This window comes from Amycolatopsis sp. NPDC104863 (assembly GCF_055582965.1).
Genome location: NZ_JBVJOW010000004.1, coordinates 296595 through 312148, shown reverse-complemented (window position 1 = coordinate 312148; position 15554 = coordinate 296595). Strand labels below are relative to the sequence as shown.

13 protein-coding genes and 1 pseudogene are annotated in these 15554 nt (G+C 72.0%); 4 read left to right on the top strand and 10 right to left on the bottom strand.

All coding sequences use genetic code 11. The features are described 5' to 3' along the window. Window positions 1-350: 350 nt before the first annotated feature. The 3 genes from ACZ63J_RS23005 to ACZ63J_RS22995 all read right to left on the bottom strand — a co-directional run bounded on the left by ACZ63J_RS23005 (window position 351) and on the right by ACZ63J_RS22995 (window position 4551). Window positions 351-2228: a glycosyltransferase family 39 protein gene (locus tag ACZ63J_RS23005; RefSeq protein WP_465403022.1), complete on the bottom strand. Its 1878-nt coding sequence runs from the start codon at window positions 2226-2228 to the stop codon at window positions 351-353. A 78-nt stretch (window positions 2229-2306) separates the two neighbouring features. After that, window positions 2307-3824, bottom strand: coding sequence for a sensor histidine kinase (locus tag ACZ63J_RS23000; RefSeq protein WP_465403020.1), 1518 nt, complete (start codon window positions 3822-3824; stop codon window positions 2307-2309). Then, the gene (locus ACZ63J_RS22995; protein WP_465313089.1) at window positions 3802-4551 is read right to left on the bottom strand and encodes a response regulator transcription factor; all 750 of its coding nucleotides are present in this window, start codon (window positions 4549-4551) and stop codon (window positions 3802-3804) included. Before ACZ63J_RS22995 ends, ACZ63J_RS23000 begins: the two co-directional genes overlap by 23 nt. A gap of 175 nt (window positions 4552-4726) precedes the next feature. On the opposite strand from ACZ63J_RS22995, the gene ACZ63J_RS22990 reads away from it, so the two are divergent. Further along, a complete protein-coding gene (locus tag ACZ63J_RS22990) occupies window positions 4727-5350 on the top strand; it encodes a hypothetical protein (RefSeq protein ID WP_465403019.1) in 624 nt (207 codons plus the stop codon). Between the two features lie 58 nt (window positions 5351-5408). Here ACZ63J_RS22990 and ACZ63J_RS22985 read toward each other — a convergent pair whose 3' ends face one another. Next, entirely contained in the window at window positions 5409-6065 is a 657-nt protein-coding gene (locus ACZ63J_RS22985; RefSeq protein WP_465333907.1) for a response regulator, read from the bottom strand. Then, window positions 6062-7216 (bottom strand): sensor histidine kinase, encoded by a 1155-nt coding sequence (locus ACZ63J_RS22980; RefSeq protein ID WP_465403017.1) that lies wholly within the window; start codon window positions 7214-7216, stop codon window positions 6062-6064. The genes ACZ63J_RS22985 and ACZ63J_RS22980 overlap by 4 nt, the downstream gene beginning before the upstream one ends. Before the next feature lie 79 nt (window positions 7217-7295). Here ACZ63J_RS22980 and ACZ63J_RS22975 point away from each other — a divergent pair, with 79 nt between their 5' ends. Further along, window positions 7296-7496, top strand: coding sequence for a hypothetical protein (locus ACZ63J_RS22975; protein WP_465313085.1), 201 nt, complete (start codon window positions 7296-7298; stop codon window positions 7494-7496). On the opposite strand, the pseudogene ACZ63J_RS22970 reads toward ACZ63J_RS22975, so the two are convergent. After that, window positions 7486-7933 (bottom strand): annotated as a pseudogene (locus ACZ63J_RS22970) (nitroreductase family deazaflavin-dependent oxidoreductase). The gene ACZ63J_RS22975 and the pseudogene ACZ63J_RS22970 overlap by 11 nt on opposite strands. A gap of 127 nt (window positions 7934-8060) precedes the next feature. Here ACZ63J_RS22970 and ACZ63J_RS22965 point away from each other — a divergent pair. Continuing rightward, window positions 8061-8732 (top strand): TetR/AcrR family transcriptional regulator, encoded by a 672-nt coding sequence (locus tag ACZ63J_RS22965; protein WP_465333901.1) that lies wholly within the window; start codon window positions 8061-8063, stop codon window positions 8730-8732. Here the strand turns inward: ACZ63J_RS22965 and ACZ63J_RS22960 are convergent. Beyond that, on the bottom strand, window positions 8729-9319 hold the full coding sequence (locus ACZ63J_RS22960) for a TetR/AcrR family transcriptional regulator (protein WP_465403013.1): 591 nt from the start codon (window positions 9317-9319) through the stop codon (window positions 8729-8731). The two genes, ACZ63J_RS22965 and ACZ63J_RS22960, sit on opposite strands and share 4 nt — an antisense overlap. Window positions 9320-9371: 52 nt before the next feature. On the opposite strand from ACZ63J_RS22960, the gene ACZ63J_RS22955 reads away from it, so the two are divergent. Beyond that, window positions 9372-10889 carry a 3-hydroxyacyl-CoA dehydrogenase gene (locus ACZ63J_RS22955; protein ID WP_465403011.1) on the top strand — a complete coding sequence of 506 codons (1518 nt, stop codon included), beginning with the start codon at window positions 9372-9374 and terminating at the stop codon, window positions 10887-10889. Between the two features lie 59 nt (window positions 10890-10948). Here the strand turns inward: ACZ63J_RS22955 and ACZ63J_RS22950 are convergent, their stop codons facing one another. The 3 genes from ACZ63J_RS22950 to ACZ63J_RS22940 all read right to left on the bottom strand — a co-directional run bounded on the left by ACZ63J_RS22950 (window position 10949) and on the right by ACZ63J_RS22940 (window position 15554). Further along, window positions 10949-13780 (bottom strand): PQQ-dependent sugar dehydrogenase, encoded by a 2832-nt coding sequence (locus tag ACZ63J_RS22950; protein ID WP_465403009.1) that lies wholly within the window; start codon window positions 13778-13780, stop codon window positions 10949-10951. A 100-nt stretch (window positions 13781-13880) separates the two neighbouring features. Then, window positions 13881-14531 carry a L,D-transpeptidase gene (locus ACZ63J_RS22945; RefSeq protein WP_465333893.1) on the bottom strand — a complete coding sequence of 217 codons (651 nt, stop codon included), beginning with the start codon at window positions 14529-14531 and terminating at the stop codon, window positions 13881-13883. 132 nt (window positions 14532-14663) lie between these two features. Beyond that, window positions 14664-15554, bottom strand: a complete 891-nt coding sequence (locus ACZ63J_RS22940) for a serine/threonine-protein kinase (protein ID WP_465403008.1) — start codon at window positions 15552-15554, stop codon at window positions 14664-14666.

The window sequence follows — 15554 nt, the reverse complement described above, 5'->3', positions numbered from 1 at the left end:
AAGATCACCACAATGCCCCGAGGATGCCGCCGAACGAGTGATCTAAGCGTGAGCCAACCAGCGTCATCGACACGTTCGACAAGCAGGGCAGGCCGACTTTCTGTCGGCCGCCCGGTCAAAATCGCGGTTCACCCGGACGTGCAGTTGCACGGGCAGTAGTCCCTCCCCGTTACACACGCCCGCGATCATCACCGTGGGCTACCGGCGAGAACCGAACAATCGTTCGTAATGTGCCACTGGCCGGAATGGTGTTCGAACAGATGAGCCCACCCGCGACTACCGCACCGGCCGGGAGACCGCGAATGATTCCGCCACTGTTAACAAACCCGAAACAATCGGAGCTATTTCGATCAATTGACAGATTTTGTGAGGTCGTAAACGGTGGTGCTCCCGGCGGTCTGCGGCGCGAAGGTCTGCTCGACCCACGCCTGGATCTCCCCCGACGTCCCGCGGCCGCCGCCGAAGCCGCCCCGCCCGCCGGCGACGTAGTAGTGGATGTCGCCCGCGGCGACGTACTGCTGGAACTGCGCGAGCGTCGGCGCTGGGTCGCTGCCGCTGAAGCCGCCGATCGCGAGCACCGGCCGTCCGCTCGAGAGCGCCAGCCCGGCCGACTGCATCGCGCCGCTCTGCGCCGCGGCCCACTTCGTCGTCGTGGCCTTCAGCAGGGCGATCACCGCGGTGTCGGCCTGTCCCTCGCCGAAGCCGCCCCGGCCGCCGAACCCGCGTCCGCTCGCGGCGGCGGCCGGACCGGACGACGGCGTCCCGCCCGCGTGCGCGTTCGCCGCCGTGGCCAGCGTGTAGGACGTCGTCCCGAGCAGCGCGCCGCACAGGCCCAGCACGGCCACGACCGGCCCGAGGCGGCGGAACCGGTCGGCGCCGAAGAGCAGCGCCAGCACCGCGGCCGCGCTCAGCACGAGCAGCGTGTAGCGGATCCACGGTTGCCAGTCCGGCGTCCGCGCGAGCAGCACGAAGCCCCAGACCGCCGTGACCGCGAGCATGACCGCGAGCACCGCGCGGGCCGCGAAGTTGGCCCGGCCCCGCCAGAGCTCACGGGCGGAGATGCCCAGCGTGGCGGCGATCCCGGGCGCCAGCGCGACCGTGTAGTACGGGTGGATGATGCCGCTCATGTAGCTGAACACCAGCGTGGTGACGACCAGCCAGCCGCCCCAGAGCAGCAGCGCGGCCCGCGTCCGGTCGGTGCGCGGCGCGCGCCGGGTGAACCACAGGCCCGCGACCAGGCCGAGGACCGCGGCGGGCAGCAGCCACGACGCCTCACCGCCGAACTCCCCGCTGAACAGCCGCGTCAGCCCGGTCTCCCCGCCGAACCCGCCGCCGAAGCCGCCACCCGCGCCGGACGGCGGCGCAAACGTCCCGCCTCCGCCGCCACCCCGGCCTTCGCCGAAGATCCGGCCGAGGCCGTTGTACCCGAAAGCCAGCTCCAGCACGGTGTTGTCGGTCGACCCGCTGATGTAGGGCCGGTCCGCGACCGGCCAGAGCGCGACGACTGCGATCCACCAGCCCGCCGAGACGAGCACCGCGCCCGCCGCCGCGAACAGCTGGCCGATGCGGCGCCCGAGCGACGTCGGCGCCGCGACCGCGTACACCAGCACGAAGGCGGGCAGCACGAGGAACGCCTGCAGCATCTTGTCGAGGAAGCCGAACCCGACGCAGACCCCGGCGAGCACCAGCCACTTCGTGCTCGCGTGCTCGAGCGCGCGCACGACGCAGTACGCACCGGCGACGAGCAGCAGCACCAGGAAGGCGTCCGGGTTGTCGTAGCGGAACATGAGCGCGGCGACCGGCGTCAGCGCGAGCCCGGCCCCGGCGAGCAGCCCGGCGCCCGGTCCCGAAAGCCGTCGCACGGCCAGGTACAGCAGGCCCACCGACGCGACGCCGGCGAGCGCGTTCGGCACCAGCAGGCTCCAGCTCGAGAAGCCGAAGATTCGGCCCGAGAGCCCCATGACCCACAGGGAGAACGGCGGTTTGTCGACCGTGACGACGTTGCCCGGGTCGAGCGAGCCGAAGAACAGCGCCTTCCAGCTCCACGTGCCGGCCTGCGCCGCCATCGCGTAGAAGTCGTTGGCCCAGCCCGTTTTGGCCAGGTCCCACAGGTAGAGCAGCCCGGTCCCGAGCAGCAGCGCGGCGACGGAAGGCTTGATCCACCGCGGCGGGCGGGCGGCCTGGGGCGCGGGCTGGGCGTGTTCGGGCGCCGACAGCGTGGTCGTCATGCTGCCCACCGTGTGGGCGGCGCATGTGGTGAACTTGTGCCGAAGCTGTGCGACGGCTGTGCGTCCGCCACGATCGGGTCACTCCGGCGCCGGGGCCTCCGGGAACGTGATTTCGAACTCCGTCCGCCCGGGACGGCTGTGCACCCCGACCCGCCCGCGGTGCACGCCCACCACCGCGGCGACGATCGCCAGGCCCAAGCCGGTGCTGCCCGCCGCCCGCGACCGCGAATTGTCACCGCGGGCGAAGCGCTCGAAGATGTCCGGGAGGATGTCCGGCGGGATGCCCGGGCCGTCGTCGCTCACCCGCAGGCGCACCACACCGTCCGAAGTGGACAGTGACGCCATGACCGTCGTCCCCGCCGGGGTGTGCGTGCGCGCGTTGGCCAGCACGTTGATCACGACCTGGTGCAGCTGGCCCGCGTCGCCGAGCACGCCGATCGGCTCGCCCGGCACGTCCATCAGCCACTTGTGGTCCGGGCCCGCGACGTGCGCGTCCGCGACCGCGTCGGCCACCAGCCGGCACAGGTCCACCCACTCGTGCACCACCGGCCGTCCCGAGTCGAGGCGGGCGAGCAGCAGCAGGTCCTCCACCAGCGTCGTCATCCGGCGCGACTCGGACTCGACGCGGCTCATCGCGAACGCGACGTCCGGCGGCACCTGCTCACCGCTGCGCCGGGTCAGCTCCGCGTACCCGCGAATCGCCGCCAGCGGGGTGCGCAGCTCGTGGCTCGCGTCCGCGACGAACTGGCGGACGCGGTTCTCGCTCGCGTGCCGCGCGGTGAGCGCGTTCGCGACGTGCTGCAGCATCCGGTTCAGCGCCGAGCCGACCTTGCCGACCTCGGTGTTCGGGTCGGTGTCGGCGTCCGGGACGCGCTCGGACAGCGCCACCTCGCCGCGGTCCAGCGGCAGTTCGGAGACGCGGGTCGCGGTCGCGGCCAGCCGGTCGAGCGGCTGCATCGTGCGGCGGATCGTCGCCGCGCCGACCGCGCCCGCCACCAGGATCCCGGCGAGCGCGACCCCGCCGAGGATGAAGCCGAGCCGCCACAGTGTCTCGTTGACGTCCTTCAGCGGCAGGCCGATGACGGTCTTCTGACCGCCGGGCGACGTCGTCGAGACGACGCGGTATTCCCCGAGCTTGCCGCCGAGGTCGATGCTGTGCGGCTTCCCGTCGGGCGGCAGGGCGAGCAGGGCCAGCGCCTGGCCCTGCTCGATGTTCCGGAACGGCGCCCGCCGCTTCGGCGGCGAACCGGCGACGGTGGAGTCGATCACCGCCCCGGAGTACTGCGAGCCGACCTGGACGGCGGCGAGCGTGCCCTCGCCCTGGCCCAGCGCACGCAGCGGGTCCGGCGGCGGGGGCTCGCCGTACGTCCACGGCGGCGGCCGGTCCGCCCCGTGCGCGGCGCGGTCGGTCGCCGCGGCGAGCCGTTTGTCCTGCTGGCCCACCAGGAACTCGCTGAGCGCGAACTCCGTCACCACGCCGACGACCAGGCACACCAGCGCGAGCAACGCGGCGAGCTGGACGATCAGCCGCCGTCGCAGCGACCACGGCCGCTGGGCCCGGAACCGCCGCCGCTCAGCCCGCTGGCTTGAGGACATACCCGGCGCCCCGCATGGTGTGGATCATCGGCTCGCGGTCGGCGTCGATCTTCTTGCGCAGGTAGGAGATGTAGAGCTCGACGATGTTGGCCTGGCCGCCGAAGTCGTAGCTCCACACGCGGTCCAGGATCTGCGCCTTCGACAGCACCCGCTTGGGGTTGCGCATGAGGTAGCGCAGCAGCTCGAACTCGGTCGCGGTCAGCGGCACCAGGTCACCACCGCGGTGCACCTCGCGGCTGTCCTCGTCGAGGGTGAGGTCGCCGACGACCAGCTGCGACCCGCTCGAGCCGGTCACCCCGCCGGCCCGGCGCAGCAGCGCGCGCAGCCGCAGCGCGACCTCTTCGAGGCTGAAGGGCTTGGTGACGTAGTCGTCGCCGCCCGCGGTGAGCCCGGCGATCCGGTCTTCGACCGCGTCCTTCGCCGTCAGGAACAGCACGGGCAGGTGCGGCGCCTCGGACCGCATGCGCCGCAGCACTTCGAGGCCGCTGAAGTCGGGGAGCATGACGTCGAGCACCACGGCGTCCGGCCGGAAGTCGCGCGCGATCCGGACGGCTTCGGTGCCGTCCCCCGCGCTGCGCACCTCCCAGCCCTCCATCCGCAGGGCCATCGAGACGAGCTCGGCCAGCGTCGACTCGTCGTCGACGACGAGGACCCGCACCGGGCTCCCGTCGGCGCGGCGCAGGTCGGCCTTGCCGGGGCCGGGTGACGTGGCGTTCATAGCGGTCATAGTGCCATCTTCTCGGCGGCGCTTCAGTGGTCACTGTGTGGCCGCTGTGCGTTTCCTGTGAAGGTCCTTCGTTCGGGTAAGGGAGCCACAGCGCGTGCTGACGGCCCGCACAGCTCAAACACAGCCACGGCGGTGAACCTGGGCTGGACCAGTGTGGGTACGACCGGAGGACACGATGACGACCGAGCCGAACACGCCCCAGAGCGAGCCGGCGCCCGCCGGCCAGCCGGCCCCGGCGAGCTGGGGCGACCCGGCCCCCGCGGCGCCCAAGAAGGGCTGGTCCGGCAAGAAGACGGCGATCGCGGCTGGCATCGCGGTGGTGATCGCGGCCGGCGGCGGCGCGGCGATCTGGGCCGGCACCAGCAGCGCCGACAACAGCGCCCAGCAGGGCCCCGGCGGGTTCGGCGGCCCGGGCGGCGGCCAGTTCCGCGGCCAGGGCGGCCCGGGCGGCGGCTTCGGCGGCGGCATGGCGGCCATGCGCGAGGCGCTGCACGGCGACTTCGTGGTGGCCAACCCGAACGGCGGCTACACGACCGAGCGCCTGCAGACCGGCGACGTCACCGAGCTGAGCGCCACTTCGGTGACGCTGACCAGCAAGGACGGCTACAAGCAGACGTACACGCTCGACTCGTCGACGCAGAAGACGGGCGACGTCAAGCAGGGCTCCACGAACATCACGGTCGTGGCGAAGGTCGACGGCCAGACGGCCACGGCGACGACGCTCGGCCAGGGCTTCGAAGCGGGTCAGCGCCAGCCGGGCCAGCGCCGCGGCGACTACTCGGCGCGGCCGTCGAACTGACCAGGGAATGCCCGGGTGCGGCGTCCCCCTCCCGCCGCACCGGGCGTTCCCGCCCGGCTCAGCTTCCGGGGACGAGGTTGTGCCGGTAGGCGTAGACGACCGCGTGCACCCGGTCGGGCAACCCGAGCTTCGACAGCACCCGCGACACGTGCGTCTTGACCGTCTCCTCGCCGACGTGCAGCTGCCGCGCGATCTCGGCGTTGCTGGACGCGTTGGCGATCAGCAGCAGCACCTCACGTTCACGCGAGGTCAGCCGCGCCAGCTCGGGCGGCTCCGCGGCCGCCGGTTCGAGCACCGACGCGAACTTCGCGACCAGCCGCCGGGTCACCGACGGGTCGATCAGCGCGTCCCCGCGCGCCGCGACCCGCATCGCCGCGACGAGCTCCTCCGGCGCCAGGCTCTTCAGCAGGAACCCGCTCGCCCCGGCACGCAGCGCGCGGTAGACGTACTCGTCGGCGTCGTACGTCGTCAGCACGAGGACACGCGTGTCGTTGCCCGGCGCGGCGAGGATCGCCTCGGTCGCGGCAAGGCCGTCGAGGCGGGGCATCCGGACGTCGAGGACCGCGACGTCCGGGCGCAGCCGCGCGGTTTCGGCGACGGCTTCGCGGCCGTCGGACGCCTCGCCGACGCAGGTGAAGTCGGGCTGGGTGTCGAGCAGCGCGCGCATCCCGGAGCGGAACATCGCGTGGTCGTCGGCCAGCAGGACGCGGATCATGTGCTCTCCACCGGGAAGGTCGTGCGCAGCTGCCAGTGCTCACCGGTCTCGCCGTAGGAGACCTGGCCGCCGAACAGCGTGACGCGCTGGCGGATGCCCGCCAGACCGCGGTGCGCGTGGTCGCCCTGCGCGGTGCGGCCGGCGCACAGGCTGTTCGTCACCGTGAGCACGATCTCGGTGCGGCCGTGGTTTAGCTCGACTTCGACCGGGCCCGTGCCGTGCCGCAACGCGTTGGTCAGGGCCTCCTGCGCGATCCGGTACAACGCGACGTCGAGCGAGCCCGGCAGTTCGCGGGGCTCGCCGAGCAGGGTCAGCCGGGTGGGCAGACCGGCCGCGCGGACGGTCTCGACCAGCTCGTCGAGGTTGTCGAGCCCGGGCTGCCCGGCGCCGGCCTCGGCGTGCAGGAGGTCGAGCAGCCGGCGCAGGTCGGCCATCGCCGAACGGCTCGCGGACTCGACGGCGCCGAGGGACTTCCGCGCCGGCTCGGCGCCGTCGGGCAGCCCGAGCCGGGCCGCGCCGGCGTGCACCCCGATGGCGCTGACGTGGTGGGAGATGACGTCGTGGAGGTCGCGCGCGATGGTCGTGCGCTCCTCGGTGACGGCCCGCCGCACGGCTTCTTCCTCGTGCTGACGGCGTTCGTCCGCCGCCCGCTCGAGGTCGGCGATGTAGGCGCGCCGGGCTGTCGTGTACCGGCCGACCAGCCACGGCAGGAGCGCGCTGACGCTGACGCTGACCGTGATCAGCCGCAGGTCGCCCGCCGTCCGGCCACCGCCTTCGATGCAGCCCGCGGTGACCCCGGCGAGCATCACGAGCAGCGCGAGCACCGCCGGTTTCGGCCGCAGCCAGGCGCCGGCGCGGTACCCGGCGATCAGGATGCCGGCGTTGTTGCCGACGACGTACCCCGTGGTGGTGCTGATCAGCACCGGTGACGCGGCGAAGAGCAGGGCGTGCGCCAGCGACACCCAGCCCGAGTAGCGGGCCGGCCCGGCGAGCGCGGCGTTGACGGCGACCCCGCCGGCCAGCACCGCCCACGGCTGCCAGCGGCCGTCGCCGAGCGGCCCGCGCACGCTGAAGAGCATGGCGTCACAGGCGATGCAGACCAGCGCGACGAGCAGCGACTGCCGCCGCAGTGACCCGCTGATGTCGTGCACCCCCGCAACTCTGCCCTAACCGGGGCCGTCGCCGGGCCCGTTCCCGGCGACTGGCCCGAACGCGTGCCAGACTGGGTGGATGAGGCGCTGGATCACCTTCGCGGTCGGGGTTGTGCTCCTGCTCGTCGGCGCCGTCTGGGTGCTGCAGGGCATCGGCGTCATCACCGGCAGCTTCATGACCGGCCAGAAGCTGTGGTTCCTGATCGGGCTCGTCGCGTTCCTGCTCGGCGTGGTCCTGATCGCGGCGAACCTGACGAAGCGGCGCAAACCTACTTCGTGAAGATCTCGAAGACCGGGTAGCCGGGCGCGATCTCGCGCAGCTTCTCGTCCGACGCCTTGGCGTCGACCCCCGTCGAAGAACACGCCGACCTCGAACTTCCAGCGCTTGAGGTAGGGGCGCAGGATGCCGGGCTTCTCGTCGTCGCCCAGCTCGCGGAAGGTGAACTCCTCGACGCGGCGCCCGACGCTCAGCGTGCCCTGGCCGGCCGCACGCAGGTTGCGCACCCACTGCGTCTCGCCGCGCGGGGCGACGAGGTAGCGCACGCCGTCGACGGTCAGCAGGTTGACCGGGACCGACCGCGGCTCGCCGCTCTTGCGGCCGACGACGGTCAGCACCCGGCTGCCCCAGACGCTGAAGCCCATCCGGGTCAGCTTCGCGACGGCCTCGTTGAAGACGTTGGTGGCCTTCTTCGGCTCGATGTAGCGGGCGGCAGTCATGGTGTCCTCCGAAGTTTTGGGAGAGCAGTGCTCTCGGTTAAGAGCAGTGAACACCGGCCGCGGCACGTTGTCAAGAGCAGTGCTCTCGATTTGGTGCGCCGCTCTCCGCCATGGCACACTGAGCCTCATGACCGCGACCCGCACCGCGCGCGAACGCGCCCGCGCCGAGCTGACCCAGGAGATCAAGGACGAGGCCCGCCGCCAGCTCGCCGAGGTCGGCGCGCACGGCCTTTCGCTGCGCGCGGTGGCGCGGGAGCTGGGCATGGTGTCGTCCGCGCTCTACCGCTACTTCCCCAGCCGCGACCGGCTGCTGACCGACCTGATCGTCGACGCCTACAACGCGATCGGCGAGGCCGCGGAACAGGCCGACCCGGGCGAGGGCGAACCGCGCGACCGGTGGCTGGCGATCTGGCGGGCGACGCGCGAGTGGGCCCGCGCGCACCCGCACGAGTACGCGCTGATCTACGGCTCGCCGATCCCCGGTTACCAGGCGCCGCAGGACACCGTCGCGCCGGCGTCCCGGGTCGCGTTCGCCCTGGTCAAGGTGCTCACGCACACCGAACTTCGAGACGTCCACGGCGACGTCCCGCCCCGGCTGCGCGCGCAGGCCGAGGCCCTCACGAAGGTCCTCGGGATCGTCTCCGGGCCGGAAACCGTGGCCCGGCTGATCATGGCCTGGACCCAGCTGTTCGGCGCGATCAACTTCGACCTGTTCGGCCAGTACGTCGGCAGTGTCGACCCGGCCGACGAGTTCTTCGCGCACACGGCGCTGCGGATGGCGGAGTTCGTCGGGCTCTAACGCAGCCAGGTCCGCAGCAGCAGCTCGACGGCGTCGGCGATCACCGTGTCACTGGTGCCGTCCGGGCTGAGGTACCGCTGCCGGAGCAGGCCGTCCTCCAGCGCGTGGATGATCAGCGCCAGGAACGCCGGATCCGCCGGCGGCTCGACCCCGCGCTCGGCGAACGTCGCGCGCACGCTCGTCTCGATCAGCTCCCGCGCGGCGCGCTCGTTCTCCCCGGCCGACGGCCGCGCGGCCGGGTTGCGCAGCGCGTACAGCGTCAGCTCGGTGCGCAGCGCGAACCACTCCGGCAGGTGCTCGGCACGCTCGGCGTGCCACTCCTTCAGCCGCGCCAGGACATCACCCCGCAGCGCAGCGACTTCGACGGCTTCCTGCTCACGCCGTCGCGCCAGCAGGGCCACGACCAGGTCGTGCTTGCCGTCGAAGTTGCCGTAGAACGCCCCGCGCGTGTACCCGGCGCGTTCGGCGATCTGCTCGACCGAGGCGCCGTTGACCCCGCGCTCGGCGAACAGCTCGGCGGCGGCCGTGAGCAACCGGTCCTTCGTCCGTTCGCGGCTTTCCGCCCGCGTCAGGCGCTTCCCCGTCACGGCCGAGACGGTACCGTCGCCCGGTGAGCATCGGCGGGAAGGCGGGCACGACGTGACGGGGTGGGCCGGGAAGGTCGGCAGGATCCGGGTGATCGGGACCGGGGTGATGGGCCGCGGGATCGCTCAGCTGGCCGCGACGGCGGGGGTGACCGTCGAGCTGGCCGACGTCCGGCGCGAAGCCGTCACCGAAGCGATCGAGTTCATCGGCGGCATGGCCGACAAGCTGGCCGGCAAGGGCAAGCTCGACGACCCGCAGGCGGTCAAGGACCGGCTGGTCGCGGTGGACGCGCCGGACGCGCCCGCCGACGGCGTCGACCTCGTCGTCGAGGCCGTCCGCGAGGACATCGCGACGAAGCGGGCCCTGTTCGCCGGCCTCGAGCGCGTCTGTCCACAGGAGACGATCTTCGCGACGAACACCAGCTCCCTGTCGGTCACCGAGATCGCCGCCGAGCTGGCCGACCCGGGCCGGCTCCTCGGGCTGCACTTCTTCAACCCCGTGCCGCTGATGCGCCTGGTCGAGGTCGTCCCGGGCACGCGCACGCACGACTGGCTGCCCGGCGAAGCGCTGGAGCTGGTCAAGAGCTGGGGCCACGAGCCGGTGCTGGCGAAGGACGCGCCGGGCTTCCTGGTCAACCACGCCGGCCGCGGCCTGAACACCGAGGCGCTGCAGATCCTCGCCGAGGCGCTCGCCGAACCCGCCGACGTCGACCGGGTCGCCCGTGACGTGCTCGGGCTGAAGCTCGGGCCGTTCGAGCTGCTCGACCTGACCGGGCTCGACGTGTCCCACGCCGTGCTGGAAAGCATCTGGAGCGGCTTCCACGGCGAGCCGCGGCTGCGGCCGTCGTGGCTGACCCGGCCGCGCGTCGCCGCCGGGCTGTTCGGGCGCAAGAACGGCGAAGGGTTCTACTCGTACGTCGACGGGAAGCAGCAGGTCGCCGACGAGCCCGCGGCGCCGCCGAAGCCGACGAGCCCGGTGTTCACCGCCGACGAGCACCTCGCGCGGGTGCTGTCCTCGGCGGGGGTGCACGTGGTGTCCGACGCCTACCCGGACGCGGTCCTGCTCGTCCCGCTCTACGGCGAGTCCACTGTGGACGCCGCGACCCGCGCGGGACTGCCGCCGGCCCGCGTCGCCGGCGTCGACCCGCTCGGCGGTTACGAACGCCGGCTCACGATGTCCGTGCACGCCGGTCTCGACCCGGCGGCGGGCCGCGCCGCGTGGGGCGCGCTGGCCGCGACCGGACGCCCGGTGACCGTCGTCCGCGACGGGCCGGCCCCGGTCGCGCAGCGGCTGCTCGCCTCGATCGTCAACACGGCGTGCTTCATCGCGGGCCAGCAGCTGGCCACCCCGGCCGACGTCGACACCGCCGTCCGCCTCGGCCTCGGGTACCCGCGCGGGCCGCTGGCCTGGGGCGACCTCGTCGGCGGCGACGTCGTGCTGCGCATCCTGCGCGGCCTGCTGGCCACCACCGGCGACCCGCGGTACCGGCCGAGCCCGTGGCTCACCGAGCGCGTCGCCCTCGGCCTGCCGCTGACGGCGCCGGGCACGACCCCGGCCGACCTGCGCTCCTGAAACGCGAAGCGGGCCGCCCCCGGAAACCCGGAGACGGCCCGCTTCTGCTCACTCAGACGTCACCAGGGACGGTCGACTGCCCCGCCCGCGACGGTGTAGGTGATGTAACCGCCCTGGAAGTCGCTGCGGTACACCCCTCCCGTCACGTACTCGTCCGTCGTCGGGTAACGCAGGTAGGACCGCTCCCACCCGAGCGCCGCCCAGCGCTTGCGGATCTCGCCCTTCACCGCGTGCGCACCCGTGGCCACCGTGTAGTAGATCGAGTGGCCGAGGCTGAAGTGGTTGTACCGGCCGACGCCGTCGGGGGTCGTGCCCTCGTCGGTCGTCGGGTAGCCGAGCCCGCGCTCGTACCCGTACTCCGCCCACTTCTTCCGGATCTCACCGAAGATCGCGTGCGCGCCCGTCGCGGCCGTGAAGTAGATCGACCCGACGTTGCCGCCCTTGACGAAGTGGTTGTACCGGCCGACCCCGTCCGGCGTGCCGGACTCGTCGGTCGTCGGGTAACCGAGCCCGCGCTCGTAGTCCAGCGCCGCCCACTTCTTCCGGATCTCACCGTAGATCGAGTGCGCACCCGTCGCCGCGGTGTAGTAGATCGACCCGATGTTCCCGTTGTTGTTGAAGTGGCTGTACTGCGCGACACCGTCCGGAGTGGACGCGGTGTCCGAGGTCGGGACACCGAGCGCGTTGCTGCCGCCGAGGGCGACGTACTTGTCCAGCACCGGACCGGTCACGTACTTCACGCCACCCAGGGCGCTCCAGTACAGCCGGCCGTTCGCGTAGGCGCGGTAGTGGACCGGACCGTCGGTGACCTCGGCCGCCGTCGGCGCCCCGAGCTTCGCCCGCAACGCGGCGTCGCCGTCGTAGCGCTGGTCGATCGGCGTGGCGTAGTTCGCCGTCAGCGTCATGTCACCCGTGCCGACGGTGACGATCCACGTGGTGTCCGTGGGACCGCCCTGCCAGCCGGTGAACTTCGAGACGCCGTCGATGCCCAGCGGTGCGGCCTCGACGTCGAACTTGGCGCCCTCGGTGACCAGCGCCGAGCTGACCCCGCCCTCGACCGGGATGCTCAGCGCCGCGGGCTGCGTGCTGAGCAGGGTGAGCCGGTGCTGGCGCGGCATCGCCGTGTACGTCTTGGTCGTGACCACACCCGCGCTGTCGGTCACCGTCGCGATGAACTCCATGCGGGAGTCCGGGTGGTCGGTGAACGGCTGCGCGAAGCTCGACCCGGTGCCGCCGACACCCGGGTGCGAGTGACAGGTCGCCTCGCTCGGGCAGTGCCGGACCGCGGTGGTCCAGGTGACCGGCAGCGTGCCGTCCTCGGCGTCGGTGGCGGTGGCGCTCAGCGAGACCTGCTGGTTGACCGCGAAGGTCGCGGTGTCCCCGGGCGTGGTCAGCGTGAGCTCCGGCGTGTGGTTGCCGGGCGCGACCTGGATGTCGGTCGTGCCGGTGGCGCCCAGCGGGTCGCGCACGGTGAGCTTCGCGGTGAACGACTCGGTGCCCGCCGCGTAGGTGTGGTTCACCTTCGGGCCGGCGTCGACGGCGGTGGCGCCGTCACCGAAGACCCAGTCGTACTTCAGCGGGTCGTTGTCGTAGTCGACCGAGCCGGAGCCGTCGAACGACACCGTGCGGGCGTCCGGATCGGTGGTCGTCGTCGCCTTCGCCACCGGCGCGGTGTTGCCCGCCGAGTAGGTCAGCCGCCGCAGGTTCCCGGTCAGGATGTCGGCGTAGACGATGTCGCCGTTCGGCGCCGCCGCGAACTTGGTCGGGCCGCCGATGCCGGTGAAGGCCGGCGGGTTCTCCGGAGCCTGCGTGAGCTGGCCCTGGCCGTCGTACCGCAGGGTCCAGATCTTGTTGCGCACGTAGTCGCCGAAGAAGTACGACCCGCGGTAGGCGGCCGGATAGCTCGAGCCGTTGTAGACGATGCCGCCGGTGACGCTGTTGGCCTGCATCGGGCCTTCACCGTGGAGGAACTCCACGAGCGGCGGCTGGTTCGGCACGCCGGCACAACCCGCGAGGCCGCTGTAACCCGGCGTCGGGTGGTTGCCTTCCCAGCACGGCCAGCCCTGGTTGGCGCCGCGCTGGACGACGTCGACCTCTTCCCAGGTGTTCCAGCCGACGTCACCGGCGACCGGCAGGCCGAGGTTCTGGTCGATGCTGAAGCGGAACGGGTTGCGGAACCCGCGCGCGAACACCTTGCTCGCGGTGGACGACGGGTTCGCCGTGTCGTAGTAAGGGTTCCCCGGCACCCCCTTGCCGTCCTTGGTCATGTGCAGGATCTTGCCGTAGGGCTGGTTGACGTCCTGCGCGCGCAGCGCACCGGCGTCCACCTGCGTGAAGTCGGCGGAGTCGCCGATCGACATCCACAAGGTGCCGTCCGCCGCCGCGATGACGGTGTTGATGCCGTGGACGTCGTGGAACCCGGGCGTTTCGAAGATCGTCTGCTCACCGGTCAGCCCGGACGGCACCCCCGCCGCGTCGAGCGTGACCGTGAACCGCGCGAGCCGCTGGACGTAGCCGGAACCGCTGTTGATCGACCGCGTCAGGTAGATGTTGTGCGACGTCGTGTAGTCCGGCGCCACGGCGATGCCCACCAGGCCGAGGTCACCGTTCGTGCGGACCGTCAGGTTCGCGATGGACTTCGAGGCTCCCGTTTCCGGCAGCCACCGGACGCCACCGGTCTTCCCGATCGCGAGCACCGAGTTGTCCGGCAGATAAGCGAAGTCGGACAGCTCGATCTGCCCGAATCCGGTCGCGGTGTCCCGCAGGACGAATCCCTGCGGGAGTGTTGTTGCCGCCGTCGCCACCCCAGTGGACACGACGGGCAGCATCGCCCCTGCGAGCACGGCCGCCACGAGGGCGTGACGGAGTGCCCGAAGTTTTGCCAAGGCCATTTGGCCCCCCTTCCCAAGCGATCACTTATCGCCCGAACAGGGGGGCCAGTTGCACTCGACAGAGTGAAGTTATCTGACTGTGACCTACTGAGGGTGGTCGTTACGGCACAACCTGCACCACGTCACCGACGTGCAAAGTGTTGAAGAACTTCAGGGACGCGCTCGCCGACAGGTGGATGCAGCCGTGCGAGTAGACCGAGAGGCTGCCGGTGTGGAAGGCGTCACCCGGGTAGAAGAAGACCGAGTTCGGCATCTTCGCGTTGTCGAACTCCTTGGAGAGGTGCATCTTCTCCTTGGAGAGCACGTGGAACGTGCCGGTCGGCGTCGCGTAGCCCTTGCGGCCCGGCAGCATCGGCACCGGCCCGTAGACGACCTTGCCGCCCTGCAGGATCCACGCCTTGTGCGCGGAGAGGTCGACGCAGGCCGCGGTGCCGGAAGCGGCCGCCGCGGCGGCGCACGGAACCCCGGAGTCGTTCGCCGCGGGCTGCGGCTTCGGCTTGGGCTTCGGCTTGGCCGTGGTGGTCGGCGCGGCCTTCGACGTGGTCGGAGTGGGGGTCGGTGTCGGTGTCGCGCTCGACGTCGTCGTCGGAGCGGCGGTGGTGCTCGAGGTGGCCGGCGTCCCCCCACCGGTCCCCGCGGCCGCGACGGCCCCACCACCGGCGTTCGCCCCGCCCGCGGCGCCGCCGCCGGAGCAAGCGGCCAGCACGAACGCGGTGGCCAGCGCGGCCGCTCCCGCCAGAAGCCTTTTCACGATCCGGTACCCCCAGCTACTCGATCATCGCCTTTGGACACCCGTAAAGACGGTGGTCACCCGGTGAAGGTTCGTCGGCGAAGGTCACGATTGGGTAGATGCCGGGTCTCTCGTCTTGCGGATGCCCGGGGCTCAGCCGGTGACGCGCCCCAGCATCCGCGCGTACATCCGGCCCGGGCTCGGCACCGACGGCGGCACCAGGAACCCCGGCAGCGGCGGCAGCGCGCCGACGAAGGCACCGAGCCGCTCGTACAGCACGGCCGCACCGGGCGGCCGCGCTTCCGGGTCCTTCTCGAGCATTTCCGCGAGCAGCGCGTTGAGCTGCTTCGGAATCCCCGGCACCGGCGCCGGCAGCTCCTTGACCTGCCGCTCGAACACCGCGTACGCCGTGGGCCCGTCGAAGAGCCGCCGGCCGGTGAGCATCTCGTGCAGCACGCACCCCAGTGCGTACAGGTCGCTGCGCGGTTCGGCGCCGCCGCGCTGGATCTGCTCGGGCGCCATGTACGACGGCGTCCCCAGCAGCTGCCCGGCCCGCGTGAACTGCGCCGCGTCGGCTTCGCGCAGCACCGCCAGCCCGAAGTCCATCACCTTCACCCCGCCGTCGGGCCCGAGCATCAGGTTGGACGGCTTGAGGTCGCGGTGACAGACGGCGAGCGCGTGCGCGGCGGTCAGCACCGCGCACGCCTGCGCCGCGATCGCCGCGGCCCACGGCACCGGCAGCGGCCCGTGCTCGGCGAGCAGATCCGCCACCGTCACGCCGTCGACGAACTGCATGACCTGGAACAACCGGTCGTCGTGCGTGCCGTAGTCGTACAGCGTCGGGACGCCGGGGTGGTCGAGTGTCGCCAGGATCCGCGCCTCGCGGGCGAAGCGGGCTTCGAGCTCCTCGTCCCGGCCCGGCAGCCTGAGCAGCTTGATCGCCACGCGCCGGCCCAGCCGGCGGTCGTGCCCGCCGTGCACCGCGCCCATCCCGCCGCGGCCGAGCGGCAGCTCGTCGAGCTCGTAGCGGTCGGCGATCAGCAT